This window comes from Amnibacterium endophyticum (assembly GCF_042680685.1).
GTDB classification, from domain to species: Bacteria; Actinomycetota; Actinomycetes; order Actinomycetales; family Microbacteriaceae; genus Amnibacterium; species Amnibacterium endophyticum.
Map to the genome: position 1 here is coordinate 93,096 of NZ_JBHUEA010000008.1, position 13,815 is coordinate 106,910.

18 protein-coding genes are annotated in these 13,815 nt (G+C 75.9%); 8 read left to right on the plus strand and 10 right to left on the minus strand.

From position 1 onward, the window contains the following. Positions 1-4 precede the first annotated feature (4 nt). Together ACFSBI_RS07065 and ACFSBI_RS07070 are read left to right on the plus strand one after the other, a co-directional pair. The gene (locus ACFSBI_RS07065; protein WP_377933420.1) at positions 5-544 is read left to right on the plus strand and encodes an RNA polymerase sigma factor; all 540 of its coding nucleotides are present in this window, start codon (positions 5-7) and stop codon (positions 542-544) included. Further along, the gene (locus ACFSBI_RS07070; protein ID WP_377933422.1) at positions 525-1,256 is read left to right on the plus strand and encodes an anti-sigma factor; all 732 of its coding nucleotides are present in this window, start codon (positions 525-527) and stop codon (positions 1,254-1,256) included. Before ACFSBI_RS07065 ends, ACFSBI_RS07070 begins: the two co-directional genes overlap by 20 nt. Here the strand turns inward: ACFSBI_RS07070 and ACFSBI_RS07075 are convergent. Next, positions 1,246-2,148, minus strand: a complete 903-nt coding sequence (locus ACFSBI_RS07075) for an ROK family protein (RefSeq protein WP_377933424.1) — start codon at positions 2,146-2,148, stop codon at positions 1,246-1,248. The genes ACFSBI_RS07070 and ACFSBI_RS07075 overlap by 11 nt on opposite strands. A 169-nt stretch (positions 2,149-2,317) precedes the next feature. Here ACFSBI_RS07075 and pgi point away from each other — a divergent pair, with 169 nt between their 5' ends. Together pgi and ACFSBI_RS07085 are read left to right on the plus strand one after the other, a co-directional pair. Further along, positions 2,318-4,015, plus strand: coding sequence for a glucose-6-phosphate isomerase (pgi, locus tag ACFSBI_RS07080; protein ID WP_377933426.1), 1,698 nt, complete (start codon positions 2,318-2,320; stop codon positions 4,013-4,015). A gap of 8 nt (positions 4,016-4,023) precedes the next feature. Further along, positions 4,024-4,608: a class I SAM-dependent methyltransferase gene (locus tag ACFSBI_RS07085; RefSeq protein WP_377933428.1), complete on the plus strand. Its 585-nt coding sequence runs from the start codon at positions 4,024-4,026 to the stop codon at positions 4,606-4,608. A gap of 27 nt (positions 4,609-4,635) precedes the next feature. On the opposite strand, the gene ACFSBI_RS07090 is transcribed toward ACFSBI_RS07085, so the two are convergent. After that, on the minus strand, positions 4,636-5,622 hold the full coding sequence (locus ACFSBI_RS07090; protein WP_377933492.1) for a glycosyltransferase family 9 protein: 987 nt from the start codon (positions 5,620-5,622) through the stop codon (positions 4,636-4,638). A 44-nt stretch (positions 5,623-5,666) separates the two neighbouring features. Further along, positions 5,667-6,278 carry a DUF1440 domain-containing protein gene (locus ACFSBI_RS07095; RefSeq protein WP_377933430.1) on the minus strand — a complete coding sequence of 204 codons (612 nt, stop codon included), beginning with the start codon at positions 6,276-6,278 and terminating at the stop codon, positions 5,667-5,669. Positions 6,279-6,349: 71 nt separating this feature from the next. On the opposite strand from ACFSBI_RS07095, the gene ACFSBI_RS07100 reads away from it, so the two are divergent. Continuing rightward, positions 6,350-8,479, plus strand: a complete 2,130-nt coding sequence (locus tag ACFSBI_RS07100; RefSeq protein ID WP_377933432.1) for a beta-glucosidase family protein — start codon at positions 6,350-6,352, stop codon at positions 8,477-8,479. 45 nt (positions 8,480-8,524) lie between these two features. Here ACFSBI_RS07100 and ACFSBI_RS07105 read toward each other — a convergent pair whose 3' ends face one another. From ACFSBI_RS07105 to ACFSBI_RS07130, 6 genes are all read right to left on the minus strand, one after another. Then, positions 8,525-8,698 carry a CsbD family protein gene (locus ACFSBI_RS07105; RefSeq protein ID WP_377933434.1) on the minus strand — a complete coding sequence of 58 codons (174 nt, stop codon included), beginning with the start codon at positions 8,696-8,698 and terminating at the stop codon, positions 8,525-8,527. 67 nt (positions 8,699-8,765) lie between these two features. After that, entirely contained in the window at positions 8,766-9,365 is a 600-nt protein-coding gene (locus tag ACFSBI_RS07110) for a hypothetical protein (RefSeq protein WP_377933436.1), read from the minus strand. After that, positions 9,362-9,940: a hypothetical protein gene (locus ACFSBI_RS07115; protein ID WP_377933438.1), complete on the minus strand. Its 579-nt coding sequence runs from the start codon at positions 9,938-9,940 to the stop codon at positions 9,362-9,364. The genes ACFSBI_RS07110 and ACFSBI_RS07115 overlap by 4 nt, the downstream gene beginning before the upstream one ends. After that, a complete protein-coding gene (locus tag ACFSBI_RS07120; protein WP_377933440.1) occupies positions 9,937-10,326 on the minus strand; it encodes a hypothetical protein in 390 nt (129 codons plus the stop codon). Before ACFSBI_RS07120 ends, ACFSBI_RS07115 begins: the two co-directional genes overlap by 4 nt. Continuing rightward, positions 10,323-10,514, minus strand: a complete 192-nt coding sequence (locus ACFSBI_RS07125; RefSeq protein WP_377933442.1) for a hypothetical protein — start codon at positions 10,512-10,514, stop codon at positions 10,323-10,325. The genes ACFSBI_RS07120 and ACFSBI_RS07125 overlap by 4 nt, the downstream gene beginning before the upstream one ends. Then, entirely contained in the window at positions 10,511-10,921 is a 411-nt protein-coding gene (locus ACFSBI_RS07130) for an Asp23/Gls24 family envelope stress response protein (RefSeq protein WP_377933444.1), read from the minus strand. The genes ACFSBI_RS07125 and ACFSBI_RS07130 overlap by 4 nt, the downstream gene beginning before the upstream one ends. A 248-nt stretch (positions 10,922-11,169) precedes the next feature. Between ACFSBI_RS07130 and ACFSBI_RS07135 the strand changes: the two genes are divergently transcribed. Genes ACFSBI_RS07135 through ACFSBI_RS07145 form a run of 3 tightly spaced genes read left to right on the plus strand, consistent with a single transcriptional unit; the run spans position 11,170 to position 12,688 of the window. Beyond that, a complete protein-coding gene (locus ACFSBI_RS07135) occupies positions 11,170-11,742 on the plus strand; it encodes an RNA polymerase sigma factor (protein ID WP_377933446.1) in 573 nt (190 codons plus the stop codon). Next, positions 11,733-12,353, plus strand: coding sequence for an Asp23/Gls24 family envelope stress response protein (locus ACFSBI_RS07140; protein ID WP_377933448.1), 621 nt, complete (start codon positions 11,733-11,735; stop codon positions 12,351-12,353). Before ACFSBI_RS07135 ends, ACFSBI_RS07140 begins: the two co-directional genes overlap by 10 nt. Further along, complete coding sequence (locus ACFSBI_RS07145; protein ID WP_377933450.1) at positions 12,350-12,688, plus strand: hypothetical protein; 339 nt, start codon at positions 12,350-12,352, stop codon at positions 12,686-12,688. The genes ACFSBI_RS07140 and ACFSBI_RS07145 overlap by 4 nt, the downstream gene beginning before the upstream one ends. Positions 12,689-12,698: 10 nt before the next feature. Here ACFSBI_RS07145 and ACFSBI_RS07150 read toward each other — a convergent pair whose 3' ends face one another. After that, on the minus strand, positions 12,699-13,796 hold the full coding sequence (locus ACFSBI_RS07150; protein ID WP_377933452.1) for a glycosyltransferase family 9 protein: 1,098 nt from the start codon (positions 13,794-13,796) through the stop codon (positions 12,699-12,701). Positions 13,797-13,815 lie beyond the last annotated feature (19 nt).

The following is a 13,815-nucleotide window of genomic DNA, read 5'->3' on the forward strand; positions in this document are numbered from 1 at the left end:
AGCGATGGCCGACGACGACCTCGCCCGGCGGTTCGCGGCCGGCGACGACCGCGCCCTCGCCGAGGCGTACGAGCGGTGGTCCCCGCTCGTCTACACGCTCGCGGTCCGCTCGCTCGGCGACGTCGGCGACGCCGAGGACGTGACGCAGCGCACGTTCGTGTCGGCGTGGGAGGGACGCGCCGGGTTCCGGCCGGAGCGGGGCGCGCTCGGGGCGTGGCTGACCGGCATCGCGAGGCGGCGCATCGCCGACGCGCACGAAGCGCGGCGGCGCCTGCGCGAGCTCGCGGAGCGGGCACGCGGCGACGTGGAACCCGTCGCGGAGCCCGACCTCGCCGAACGCCTGCTCGTGGCCGACGAGATCGCGAGGCTGGACGACACCGCGCAGCGGGTCGTCCGGCTGGCGTTCTACGACGACCTCACCCACGCGCAGATCGCGGAGCGCCTCGACCTGCCCCTCGGTACCGTGAAGAGCCACCTCAGGCGCAGCCTCCAGCGCATGCGGACGCGGTTGGAGGTGACGCACGGTGCAGCACCCCGACCCTGACGACCTCGCGCTCCTCGCCCTCGGCGAGGAGGTGCCGGACGACCGGCTGCGCCACCTCGAGGGCTGCGCCGCCTGCCGGGAGGAGCTGGCCGAGCTGACGGAGGCGGCGCGGATCGGCCGCGCCACCGGCATCGACGGCCGGATGCTCACGCCCTCCCCCGCGGTCTGGGGCGCGATCCGCGACGAGCTCGGGCTCGCTCCGGACCTGGCCCCGGGCCCGGAGGCCGAGGAGCCGCTCGCCGGCACCCACCGGGTGGAGCGGCGCCGCACCCGGCGCCCGATGCGGCGCCGCACGGCCGCCCTGCTCGGCGCGACGGCCGTCCTCGTGGTGGGCGCCGCGATCGCGGCGGTCTGGACGGCGATCGCGGCGCCGTCGGCCGAGGTCGTCGCGCGGGCCCAGCTGCGCGCCGAGCCGGGCTGGTCGGGGTCGAGCGGCACCGCGGAGCTCGACCGGCTGCCGGACGGCCGCCGCGTCGTGCGCCTGCAGGTGGCCACGCCGTCCGTCGGCAGCGACTACCGCGAGCTCTGGCTGCTCGACGGCGGCACGGGGGCGGTGAGCCTCGGCGTCGTGGCGGGCGGCAGCGGCGTCTACGCGGTGCCCGGCGACGTCGACCTCGACCGCTACGACGTGGTCGACGTCAGCCGCGAGCGACCCGACGGCGACCCGGCGCACTCGGGCGACTCCATCCTCCGGGGGACGCTCAGGAGCTGACGCCGGGGCGGACGAGGTCGGCGGCCAGCGCGAGCGCGCCGATCAGACCGGACGCCTCGAGCACCGGCGGCACCAGCACGTCCGCCGGTGCCGCGGTGGTGAGCGCGGCGGGCCCGTAGCCCCGGGCGAGGCCGGGCAGGGCCGCTCGGACGCGCTCGAGCAGGCCGGGCGCCTGGGTCACGCCGCCGCCGAGCACCATGCGCTCGGCACCGGTGGTCAGCATCACCGTGTAGGCGAGCTGCGCGATGTAGGAGGCGAGCACGTCGAGGGCGGTCCCCCGCACGTCGTCCGGGAAGGAGGACGCGTCGACCCCCCAGCGGTCGAGCACGGCGGGGCCGGCGGTGAGGCCCTCGAGGCAGTCGCCGTGGAACGGGCAGCGGCCCGGGTAGCGGTCCTCGGGGTGGCGCCGGACGAGCAGGTGCCCGAGCTCGGGCCAGCCGTCGCCGCCGAGCGGGCGGCCGTCGACGATCAGCCCCACGCCCACCCCGGTGCCGATCGTCGCGTAGGCGACGGAGGACGCGCCGCGCCCCGCGCCGTACCGCAGCTCGCCGATCGCGGCGCCGGTGACGTCGCTGACGAAGGCCGCCGGCAGACCGTCCGGGCGGACCGCTCCGAGCAGGTCGGTGCCCGACCAGCCCGCCTTCGGGGTGTCGGTGACCCAGCCGAACCGCGGGCTGCCGGGCGCCGCGTCGACCGGTCCGAAGCTGGCGACGCCGAGCGCCTCGAGGGGCCCGTCCGCGGCGGCCTCGTCGAGGAAGGCGCGGATCCGGCCGATCGTCTCCTCGGGGCCCGTCGTCGGGAAGCGCCTCGTCAGCACGGGCGCATCAGGCGCGTCGGCCGTGGCGGCCGCGCAGATCACCTTGGTCCCGCCCGTCTCGACCCCTGCGATCATCGGCGCCTCCTGCTCCCTCGCCCGGCTCTCCCGGGACTGTAGCGAGCCGCAGGAGCGGCCTCGGTCCGCGCGGTCTGCTGCCGCGCAGCCGGTCGCGCTACCGTTCCGGGTGGCCCAGGGCCCCTGAGCCCCGCCCGCCCGGCGGCTCCTTCCAAGACAGGGACACCCCGTGACCGACGCACCCGTCGACCCGACGACCACCCGCGCCTGGAAGGCGCTCGGCGCGATCGTGACGGACGGCTTCGACCCCGATCTGCGCGGGTGGTTCGACGCCGACCCGCAGCGCGCCGAGCGGTACACGCTCGAGGCCGCGGACCTGACCGTCGACCTGTCGAAGAACCTGCTCACCGAGGAGGTGCTCGGCCACCTGCTCGACCTCGCCCGCGAGGTCGACGTCACCGGCCGCTACCGGGCGATGCTCGCCGGCGAGCACATCAACGTGACGGAGGACCGCGCGGTGCTGCACACCGCCCTCCGCCGCCCGTCGGACGGCGACCTCACCCCGCCGAAGCCGTTCACGGTCGACGGCGAGGACGTCGACGAGGGCGTGCACGGCGTGCTGGAGAAGGTGTACGCGTTCGCCGACCAGGTGCGCGACGGCAGCTGGACCGGCATGACCGGGGAGCGCATCCGCACGGTCGTGAACATCGGCATCGGCGGCTCCGACCTCGGGCCGGTGATGGTCTACGAGGCGCTGAAGCCCTCCGTGCAGGACGGGCTGGAGGTGCGGTTCGTCTCGAACATCGACCCGTCGGACGTGTACGAGAAGACGGCCGACCTCGACCCCGCGACGACGCTCTTCATCGTCGCCTCGAAGACCTTCGGCACGCTCGAGACCCTGACGAACGCGCGGCTCGCGCGGCAGTGGCTCTGGCAGGGCCTCGCCGACGCCGGCGCGATCGAGGACACCGACGAGTCGCGCCGCGGCGCCGTGAGCAAGCACTTCGTCGCGGTCTCCACCGCGCTCGACAAGGTCGCGGACTTCGGCATCGACCCCGACAACGCCTTCGGGTTCTGGGACTGGGTGGGCGGCCGCTACTCCGTCGACTCCGCCATCGGCACCTCCGTCGCCATCGCGATCGGCCGCGAGGGCTTCGAGCAGTTCCTCGCCGGCTTCCACGCCGTCGACGAGCACATGCGCACCGCGCCGCTGGAGTCGAACGTGCCCGTCCTCATGGGCCTGCTGAACGTCTGGTACACGAACTTCCTCGACGCGCAGACCCACGCGGTGCTGCCGTACGCGCAGTACCTGCACCGCTTCCCCGCCTACCTGCAGCAGCTCACGATGGAGAGCAACGGCAAGTCCGTGCGGTGGGACGGCTCCCCCGTCACCACCGACACCGGCGAGGTCTTCTGGGGCGAGCCGGGCACGAACGGGCAGCACGCGTTCTACCAGCTGATCCACCAGGGCACCCGGCTGATCCCCGCCGACTTCATCGCGGTGGCGAACCCGGCGCACGCGCTGAAGGACGGCGACACCGACGTGCACGCCCTCTTCCTCGCGAACTTCTTCGCGCAGACGAAGGCGCTCGCGTTCGGCAAGACCGCCGACGAGGTGCGGGCCGAGGGCGTCGACGAGGCCGTCGTGCCGGCGAGGACGTTCCCGGGCAACCGGCCGACGACCTCGATCCTCGCGCCGTCGCTGACGCCGTCGGTGGTCGGGCAGCTGATCGCGCTCTACGAGCACATCACCTTCGTCGAGGGCACGGTGTGGGGCATCGACAGCTTCGACCAGTGGGGCGTGGAGCTCGGCAAGAAGCTGGCGCAGGAGATCACGCCCGCGGTGCAGGGCGACCGCGCCGCGCTCGACGCGCAGGACCCGTCGACCCGCTCGCTCATCGCGAAGTACCTCGACCTGCGCCGCTGACCTGCGCCGTGGCCGGCAGCAGGGACTTCTGGGAGGGGCGGTACCGCGCAGCTGCCGAGACGGGCGCGTCGCTCTGGGGCGCGGAGCCGAACGGCTGGATCGCCGAGCAGGCGGCCGACCTGGCCCCCGGGCACGCCGTCGACCTCGGCGCCGGTGAGGGGCGCAACGCCCGCTGGCTCGTGCGACGCGGGTGGACCGTCGAGGCGGTCGACTTCTCGGCGGCCGCGGTCGAGGGGATGCGCGCCGACGGCCTCGACGCCGTCGTCGCCGACGTGACGACCTGGACCGGGGACCGGCCCGCGGACCTCGCGGTGCTCTGCTACCTGCAGCTGCAGGCCGAGGCGCTGGCGCAGGCGATCGGCGCCGCCGCGCGCGGGCTGCGGCCGGGCGGCGTCCTCCTCGGCATCTGGCACGACCGCGAGGACGTCGCTCGCGGCGAGGCGGGCGCGATGGACCCGCGCATCCGCACGACGCCGGAGGAGACCGCGGAAGCCGCTCGCACCGCGGGCCTCGAAGTCGAGTTGAGCGGGCGCCGCGATCGCGCCGTCGACGCGGGCCTCGCCTGCGACTGCCTCCTCGTCGCCCGCGCCTGACCAGGGCCCCAGCCCTCGCGGAGCCGGTCAGGGGCGCGGGAGGAGGGACTCCGCGGCGTCGACGACCTCGCGCGGGGTGACGCCCGCGAGGCAGGGGTGGCCCGGGATCGGGCAGGCGGTCGCCCGTGTCCCGCGGCAGGCCGCGGTGCGGTCGCCGAGGAGGCGGACGGGCACGCCGTAGGGCGCCCAGCGCTCCGGCGGCACGACGGCGGAGAACAGGCTGACGATCGGGCGCCCGACCGCGGCGGCGAGGTGCGCGGGCCCGGTGTTCCCGACGATCACGACGTCGGCGCCCCGCAGCGTCCGCGCGGTGTCGACGAGGCCGTGCGCGCCGCCGAGGGCGATGCCCGAGGCGCCGGCCACGCGCGAGGTCAGCTCCCGCTCGTGCCCCCCGCCGGTCACGACGACCGCGTGGCCGGCGGCGGCGAGCAGCCGGACGACCTCCGCGAAGTGCTCCGCCGGGTACTCCCGCGCCGGGTACTGCGCACCCGGGTGCACGGCGAGGTAGCGGTCCGGGAGGCCGTCCGGCCGCCCCTCGGGCAGGTCGACCCGCAGCCGGCCGTCGTCGCCGTCGGGCAGCGCGTAGCCGGCCAGCCGCGCGATCGCGAGGTTGCGCTCCGGCTCGGGGATCAGCTCGGGGAACGTCTCCCCCGGCACCCAGCGCTCGTCGAGCAGCCCGGCGGACGCCTCGACGGAGGCGCCGAGGATCCGGGGCACCCCCGCGAGCCGCAGCAGCAGCGCGATCGGCAGCGGCGACTGGTGCGGCGAGGTGAGGATCAGCGCCTCGTCCGGCCGGCACTCGTCGACGACGGCGTCGATCTCCGCCACCAGCGCGGCGTCCACCGGCCGGTCCACGGCCGTGATCCACGGCACGCCGACCGTGCGGATCGCAGCGATCCCCGGCAGCAGCCCTGCGGCGGAGCGCCCGCGCGGGCCGGCGAGCAGCCACGCCTCGGTCTCCGGCTCCGCGGCGACCGCCCGGATCGCCGGCCCCGCCATCAGCACGTCGCCCATGCTGTCCAGGCGGACGACGAGCACCCGCCGCGTCGGCACCGCGGTCAGCGTCGCTTCACGGCGGCCAGCACCTGCTTCGCGCCGGCCTGCGCGGTCGTGCCGAGCTTGCCGAGCGCGGCGCGGCGGGTCTCCGCGTCGGGCGCCCCGGTGAGCGCTGCGCGCACGCCGTGGCGCACCAGCTCGGCCTCCCACATCCACACCACGTGCCCGAGCGCCTCGGAGACGTGCTCCTCGACGGGCAGGTCCTTCGCCGCGGGCGTGAGGCCCTGCTTCGGCAGCACGAGCTCGTGCGCGACCAGCCAGGCGCCGAGGCCGTACGCGGCGCCGCCCCACAGACGGACCTTGGGGAAGTACTCCGCGAGCACCGAGTAGGCGGCGACGGTGACGACGGAGAAGCCGAAGTGGATCGACAGCACGCCCCAGGGCACGTCGTTGCCGTTGTAGGAGTAGGTCAGCGAGTCGGGGTCGGCGCCCTGCTCCTTCAGCAGCGTGACGGGCGGCACCTCGCGGTCGGGCGTGCGGGGCGGCAGCCAGGCCTCCCACGCCATCTTGATCGCGCCGGAGCTGAGACCGGCGACGAGTCCCGCCGCGAGCGCGGCACCGACCCTCCGGCTCTCCGGGGCGGACGTGTCCAGCAGGCCGAAGGGCGTCTTCATGCCGGAATGGTCCCGCGTGCCCGTGCGGCGTTCCTGGGAGCCGTGGGGCGGCGGGGTGGGAGAGTCGGCGGGTGCGCGATCGGGACCGCTGGGACGACTGCGTCCGCCGGGTCCGCGACGAGGGCGTCGCGCCGGAGGACGCCGCGGACGCGCTGCTGGCGGCGATGACCGACCGCGAGCTGCTCGGGCTGCTCGACGGCGGCGTCCCCGCCCGCCGCCTGTTCGCGATCCCCCGGATGATCCGGACCGCCCCGGTCGTCTCCGCCGCGGTGCCGCGGCTCGGCTTCCCCGGCTTCGCCTTCTCGGACGGCCCGCGCGGCGTGGTCGTCGGCCGCTCCACGAGCTTCCCGGTTGCGATGGCACGGGCCGCGACGTGGGACGTCGCGCTCGAGCAGGACGTCGGGCGGGCGATCGCGCTCGAGGCCCGCGCGCAGGGCGCCGACTACGTGCCCGCCGTGTGCGTGAACCTGCTGCGGCATCCGGCCTGGGGGCGCGCGCAGGAGTGCTTCGGCGAGGACCCGGTGCTGACCGCCCGCATGGGCGTCGCGCTGACCCGCGGCCTCCGCCCGCACGTGATGGCGTGCGTGAAGCACTTCGCGCTGAACTCGATGGAGGACATGCGCTTCGAGGTCGACGTGCGGGTCTCCGAGGCGGACCTCCACGAGGTGTACCTGCCGCACTTCCGAGCGGTGGTCGACGCGGGCGCGGAGAGCGTCATGAGCGCCTACAACGCGGTGAACGGCGAGCACGTCGACGTGAACCGCCGGCTGCTCACCGACGTGCTGCGCGACGAGTGGGGCTTCCGCGGCTTCGTCACGAGCGACTGGGTCTTCGGCACGCACGACGCGATCCGCAGCCTGGAGGCCGGGCTCGACGTGGAGATGCCGCTGCGGCTGCGCCGGGCGCGCGTCCTGCCCGCAGCGGCCCGGGACGGCCGGCTGCCGAGGTCGCTCGTGCTGCGCTCCGCGCGCCGGATCGTGGCAACCCGGCTCGGCTTCGAGGCGGCCCGGCCGCTTCAGGAGCCGGTCGAGGTCGCGGGACCCGAGCACCGCGCGCTCGCCCGCCGGGTCGCGGCCCGCTCGATGGTGCTGCTGCGGAACGAGTCGGTCGGGGACGCCCCCGTGCTGCCGCTGCGACCCGGGATCGGGCGCGTCGCGGTGATCGGCCGCCTCGCGACGCAGCCGAACCTCGGCGACCACGGCTCCTCCCGGGTGCGCCCGCCCGAGACCTCCACGCCGCTCGACGGGCTGCGGGAGGCGCTGCCGGACGCCGAGGTCGTGCACGAGCCCGGCGGCCCCGAGGCGGTCGCGGCGGCCGCGTCGGCCGACGTCGCGATCGTCGTGGTCGGGATGGACCACGACGACGAGGGCGAGGCCGTCGTCACGCCCGGCGTCGACGTCGGCGTGCTCGGCGGCGTCGCGGCGCTGCCACCGCTGCGCGCCGCGCTCACCGGGCTCGCGCGCTTCGCGACGCGCTTCGTGCGGGGCGGCGACCGGCGCCTGCTGCGCCTCCACCGCGCCGACGAGCGCCTGGTGGAGGCGGGCGCCGCCGCCAACCCGCGGACCGTCGTCGTGCTCATCGGCGGCAGCGCGATCACCTGTCCGTGGCGGCGCGCCGTGCCGGCGCTGCTGCACGCGTGGTACCCGGGCATGGAGGGCGGCCGGGCGCTCGCGGACGTGCTGACCGGCGCCGCGGAGCCCGCCGGCCGCCTGCCCTTCGCGATCCCCGAGCGCGCCGGTGACCTGCAGCCGTTCCGACGGCACGCGCGGCACGTCGTCTACGACCGCTGGTGGGGTCAGCGGGTGCTCGACCGGGACGGCGTGGCCGCCGCCTTCCCCTTCGGCTCCGGCCTCGGCTGGTCGGCCTGCACCTGCGAGCTGATCGACCACGACCTCGGCTCGGGCGTCGCGCGGGTGCGGGTCAGGAACACCGGCGCTGCCGCCACCTCGTCGGTCGCCCAGGTCTACGCCGCCGACGTCCGGGCCAGGCGCCCGGTCGCCCAGCTGCTCGGCTTCGCCCGCGTCGACGTCGCGCCCGGGGTGGAGGCGCTGGTCGAGGTGCCGCTGGACCCCGGCCCGACGCTCCGCCGGGACATCGCGACCGGCCGGTGGCATCCGCGCCGGGGCGACTGGCGGGTGCAGGCGGCGACCCGCAGCCCGACCGGCTGGTCCGGGGCGGTCCCGCTCGTCCGGCACGGCTGAGGGCCGGGACGGCGGTCGCCGTCCCGGCCCTCGGTCGTTCGCGGGTCAGTGCTTGAACGCGTCCTTCACGTTCTCGCCGGCCTTCTTCGCGTCGGCGGCGGTCTGGTCCGCCTTGCCCTCCGCGGTCAGGCGCTCGTTGTCCGTCGCCTTGCCGGCGGCCTCCTTGGCCTTGCCGGTCAGGTCCTGCGCGGCGTTCTGGATCTTGTCTCCGAGTGCCATGGGGCTTCCTCTCTCTCTTCTCAGGTGTCCGGGGCGGCAACACGCCGCCCGGTGGATGGTGACGGGCTCAGGTGAGCCGGGCTCGGGCAGCCGTGCGGCTGCGGAAGCCGCCGCTCAGCTGCACCATGGCGGGCAGGCTGCGGCCGAGCAGCCCGTCGAGCCCGTCCAGTGCCTCCGTGACGATGCGGGTCGCATCCGCGGGCGAGACCCCGCGGCGGCACTGCACCGACACCTTCAGCGTCGGCACGCCCTTGACCCGGTAGGCGCTGATCCGCGTCGCGACGAACTCGTCGCGGTCGCTCAGCTCCTCGTCCAGCAGCGCCCGGGGGACGCCGAGGTCGACCAGGGTGCGGCCCTCGGCACCGTTCGCCGCGTCGACGACGCGCGAGGTGTGCCCCCGTCCGTGCCGCACGACGAATGCGATCAGCAGGACGGCGAGCACGACGGCGACCGCGCCGACGGCGATCGTCAGCCAGCTGACCCGACCGACCGCCGGGTCGGCGATCCACGCGGGGGCCGATCGCGTCACGTCGCCGGCCGTGGACCGGAAGCCGCTCCGCACGGCCGGCGCCCCGGCCATCACCAGCGCCGCGGCGCCGGCCGCGAGCAGGATCAGCCCGGTCACGATCAGCAGGAGCCGGTTCGCTCCGCGGTTCGAGCTGTTCATGCGCCGACCTTCGCCTTCTGGATCTGCACGCGGGAGCGCAAGGAGGGCGCGAGCCCCCACTGCTGGAGGCGCTCGCCGAGCGCCTCCGCGATGCGGTCGCGCTGCACCGGCACGCCCGACGTGGGCGTGACGCGCACGACGGCGGTGCGTCGGGAGATCGAGCTGACCGCGCGGTCGGGGTCGATGCCGTCCGCGTCGGCTGCGGCGCGCACGAGCGCCGAGGCGATGACCTCGTCGTCGACGACGACCACGGCCCGGTCGTTCGGCAGGACGTGCCGCGGGCGGCGACCTCGGCCGAGACCGAGACCGAGCAGGACGAGGCCGAGCACGGCCAGCACCGCGCCCGCGCCCCAGAGCCACCCGACGGGCACGCCGCCGAGCGCCGCGATCCCCTCGACCATGCCCGCGGGGCTGAGCAGCAGGGGCTGCTGCCCGGCGGCCGCGAGGACGATCTCGACGACGAGCCAGGCCAGCGCCGCGATCAGCACGATCGCGACCACGACGGCCGACGTCGAGCGCGAGGCATGCGTCTCGCGGCGCCGGATGCGGCCGTAGCCGCGGGTGATGTCGCTCATCGCACCCTCCTCTCCTTCGTGATGCGGACGCCGGTGACCCGGACGGTCACGCGGCGGATGTCGTAGCCGGTCAGCTCGTGCACGCGATCGCGCACGGTCTGCTCGGCGGCGGCGCAGCGCTCGAGGATCGAGCCGCCGGAGCGCTCGAGCGCCTTCGACTGCTCGCGGACCCGCGAGATCGACGGCACCCCGATCGGGGTGTCGACCGCGAGGTCGAGCGCTCCGCCGTGGTCGGTGAGGTCCGTGCCGACGTCCTTCGCGTCGACGCCGAGGGCCTCGCCGGCCACGGCGGCCACCACCCGCTGCAGGGCGGGACCCGTGATGCGCGTGCGCCCACGGGTCGAGGCCCCTGCGGCGGGCGGCGCCGCCGCGACCGCCGTGCTCACGAGGACGAGCGCCGGCCGCTGACGGCGGCGATCAGGCTCGACGGGTCGAACCGGCCCTCGACCCAGCGCCCGACCAGGGCGCCGATCGCGATCGCGACGGCGACCCCGACGAACACCCAGAAGCCGAAGGCCGCCCAGGTGATCGCGAGCACGGCGCCGATGGCCATGCCCGTCTGCGTCGGCGTCACTTGGCGACCGGCGTCGCGTCGTCCGCGTCGTCCACGGACGGGATGTGGACGTCGGTGATCGTGACGTTGACCTCGGTGACCTCGCGGCCGACGTAGGACTCGATCGCGTCGGTGACCGCGGTGCGGACGTCGTCGGCGACCTGCTGCAGGCTCATCGGGTACTCGGCGACGAGGGTCACGTCGACGGCGACCTGCGTCTCGCCGACCTCGACCGCGATGCCCTGCGTGAGGTCCGTCTGGTTGATGCGGTCCCGCAGCGCGCCGATCGCGCGGCCGGCGCTGCTGCCCAGGTCGTGCACGCCCGGGACGTCGCGGGTGGCGATGCCGGCGATCTTCGCCACGACGCCGTCGGCGATGGTGGTCGAGCCGCCGGAGGTCTGCGCCGAGGTGGTGGTGACGGTGGTCATGTGGTGCTCCTTCGTTGCTGTGCGATCCGGCACCGGGTCGGTGCCGCGTCATGGGGATGACGCATCGCGCCGCCGGATCGTCACGGCGACTCGGCGTACTCCCAGGTTGTAGCGCCGACCGACCGAGTGGAAGCGGGGCGTCGGCTGTGCGAATACTGAACGCCCACAGGGAGCTCGGCTGCGAACACGCGGAGCGCGCGGGTGGCATGCTGCGGATGGACGCGCCGCGGGCGCGGGAGGGAGGCGCCGTGACGGGATCCGTCGTCGTGCCCGCCTCCCTGCTCGACGAGGCGGGCGACGCGCTGCTCGCCGATCGCGCCGCCGACGGCGACGCCCGTGCGTTCGCGGTGCTCGTCCGTCGCCACAGCGGCATGCTGCGCGCGTACGCCCGCCGGGTGCTGGGATCGAACGCCGCGAGCGACGACGTGGTGCAGGAGGCGCTGATCACCGCCTGGCGGCAGCTGCCCGAGCTGCGGGACCGCGCCGCGGTGCGCGGCTGGCTGATCCGCATCGTGGGCCGCAAGGCGATCGACGTCCTGCGCGCCCAGCGCCCCGCCGTCGACATCGACGACCACGACGCCCCGGCGCCCGAGGGCGGGGGCCCCGAGGGCGTGGCGGGCGCCAACGCCCTCGCCGGCTCGCTCGACGAGGCGCTCCGGACCCTGCCCGAGGCGCAGCGGCGCGCCTGGACGCTGCGCGAGCTGGGCGGGCTCGGCTACGACGAGATCGCGACGGACCTCGGCCTGCCGGTCTCCACGGTCCGCGGCCTGCTCGCGCGGGCGAGGACGGGGCTGATCCAGCGGATGGACGGGTGGCGGTGACGATGGACGGACAGACCGACGACGCGCTCGACGCGATCGCGAAGGAGCCGGAGGAGCTCGACGGCCACACGATCGACGAGCTGGCCGACTACCTCGACGCGGGCAGGACCCTGCCCGATCCGTCGATCGAGGGTTCCGCCGCCTGCCGGCACGCCCTCGCCGCGCTGGAGCGCCTCCGGGCGCTCGCACCGGAGCTGCTGGTCGACGACGCGCCGGAGGCGGAGCCGGCCGACGGCTTCCTCGCGCGGGTGATGAGCGGCATCGCGCTCGACGCCCACGCCGGCGCGGACTTCCCGCTGGTGGACTCGGGCACGGACTCCTCGATCACGATGACCGAGGGCGCGCTGCGGGCGCTGATCCGCGCCGCCGGTGACGGCGAGCCCGGCGTCCTGGTCGGCCGGGTGCGCTTCGTCGGCGACCTGCAGGACCCGCATGCGCCGCTGACCGTGCGCGTCGCCGCCACCGTGGCGCACGGCCTGCCCATCCCCGCTGCGGCAGAGCGCCTGCGCGCCGCCGTCGACGCCGCCGTCCGCCGGCACACGCGCTTCGAGCGGCTGCGGATCGACGTCGAGGTGCAGGACCTGGTCGTGCGCGGGGAGGATCGGCCGTGAGCGACCTCGAGCTGCTGACCGGGACGATCTCGGCCCGACTGCGGGCGCTGCCCGGGGTCGTCCGGCTGCATCCCGCGAGCCGCCCCTCCCTCTCCCGGCTGGGCACCGCGGGCGGAGTGCTCTCCGCGCTCGTCGCCGACGAGTCCGTGACCGCCTCCCTGCGGGGTGACGTCCTGGAGGTCCGCGTCGATGTCTCGGTGGCGGACGAGGTGCCCGCGACGTCGACGGCCCTCGCGGTGGTCGACGCGGTGCGCGGCGTGCTCGACGGCGTGGAGGTGCCGGCGACGAGGATCGCGGTGCGCGTCGTGTCCGTCGAGGGACCGCTCGGCGTCTGACCCGGTCCCGTCAGTCCCGCGGCAGCGTCCCCCACAGCTCGAGCGCGGCGGCGCGCACGTCCGCCTCCGGCACGTCGTGCGTCGCGGAGGCGCCGTGGTCGCACCAGCCGTCGAGCACCCGCTTGCCGCAGACGCGGCAGCCGCCGTGCCACGAGACGAGCACCCGGTGCCAGGCCCGCGTGAGCGGTGCGACGTCGGCGAGGTTCGCGTAGGTGAAGACGGCGACGGTCGGGGTGCCGACGGCGGCGGCCAGGTGGCGGGGGCCGGAGTCGTTGCCGAGCACCAGGTCGGCCCGGGCCAGCAGGCCGACGAGGCCGGGCAGGGTCAGGCCGCCGACGACGGTCTCGACGTCACCGCCGAAGCCCGCTGCGACCCGGCCGACCCGGTCGCCCTCCGAGGGGCCGCCCACGACGACCACGCGGGCGCCGTCGTCCGCGAGCGCCCGGGCGATGCGGCCGAGCCGCGCCTCCGGGTAGCAGCGACGGGGGTCCGTCGCGCCGGGGTGCACGACGACGAGCCGTCGGGCGTCCTCCGGCACCACGGCCCGTGACGCGTCGAGGTCGGTCTGCAGCACCTCGACGCGCGGGTCGAGCCGCTCCAGGCGTGCCCCGGCGGCCGCGGCCACCTCGAGCCATCGGACCGTGTCGTGCTGGAACGCCGTGTAGGGCACCCAGCGGTCCGGCTTCGGCGCGTCGGGCGTCGCCGCACCGACGGTGGTCCGGGCGCCGAGGCGCAGCAGCAGCCGGTTCGAGTTGCCGCCTCCGCCGTGCAGCTGGATCGCGAGGTCGTAGCCGTGCGCCCGCTGCTCCGCGGCCCACGCCTCGACGGTCGCCTCGTCCGCGTCCGGCTCCTCGGTCCTCACCCGCACGCCCGCGACCGGCGGCACGACGACGACGCGGTCGATCGGGGACGGCCGGCCCTCGAGGAGGGCGAGGTGGTGCGCGGCGCCGAGCAGCGTGATCTCCGCGTCGGGATAGGCCGACCGGATGGCCGCGAGCGCGGGCTCGGCGACGACGTAGTCGCCGACGCCGTTCGCGCGGAGCACGGCGATGCGGCGCACGTCCGGCAGGGCTGCGGGAGGATCGGCGAGCGGGGAGAAGAGCGGCACCGGACTGTTCTTCCATGAG

Bases quoted from the DNA above. Each gene is read 5' to 3' on its own strand.
- ACFSBI_RS07065 (WP_377933420.1), top strand. From the start codon at position 5: ATGGCCGACGACGACCTCGCCCGGCGGTTCGCGGCCGGCGACGACCGC.
- ACFSBI_RS07075 (WP_377933424.1), bottom strand. From the start codon at position 2,148: ATGATCGCAGGGGTCGAGACGGGCGGGACCAAGGTGATCTGCGCGGCC.
- ACFSBI_RS07090 (WP_377933492.1), bottom strand. From the start codon at position 5,622: ATGGGCGACGTGCTGATGGCGGGGCCGGCGATCCGGGCGGTCGCCGCG.
- ACFSBI_RS07095 (WP_377933430.1), bottom strand. From the start codon at position 6,278: ATGAAGACGCCCTTCGGCCTGCTGGACACGTCCGCCCCGGAGAGCCGG.
- ACFSBI_RS07105 (WP_377933434.1), bottom strand. From the start codon at position 8,698: ATGGCACTCGGAGACAAGATCCAGAACGCCGCGCAGGACCTGACCGGC.
- ACFSBI_RS07110 (WP_377933436.1), bottom strand. From the start codon at position 9,365: ATGAACAGCTCGAACCGCGGAGCGAACCGGCTCCTGCTGATCGTGACC.
- ACFSBI_RS07115 (WP_377933438.1), bottom strand. From the start codon at position 9,940: ATGAGCGACATCACCCGCGGCTACGGCCGCATCCGGCGCCGCGAGACG.
- ACFSBI_RS07130 (WP_377933444.1), bottom strand. From the start codon at position 10,921: ATGACCACCGTCACCACCACCTCGGCGCAGACCTCCGGCGGCTCGACC.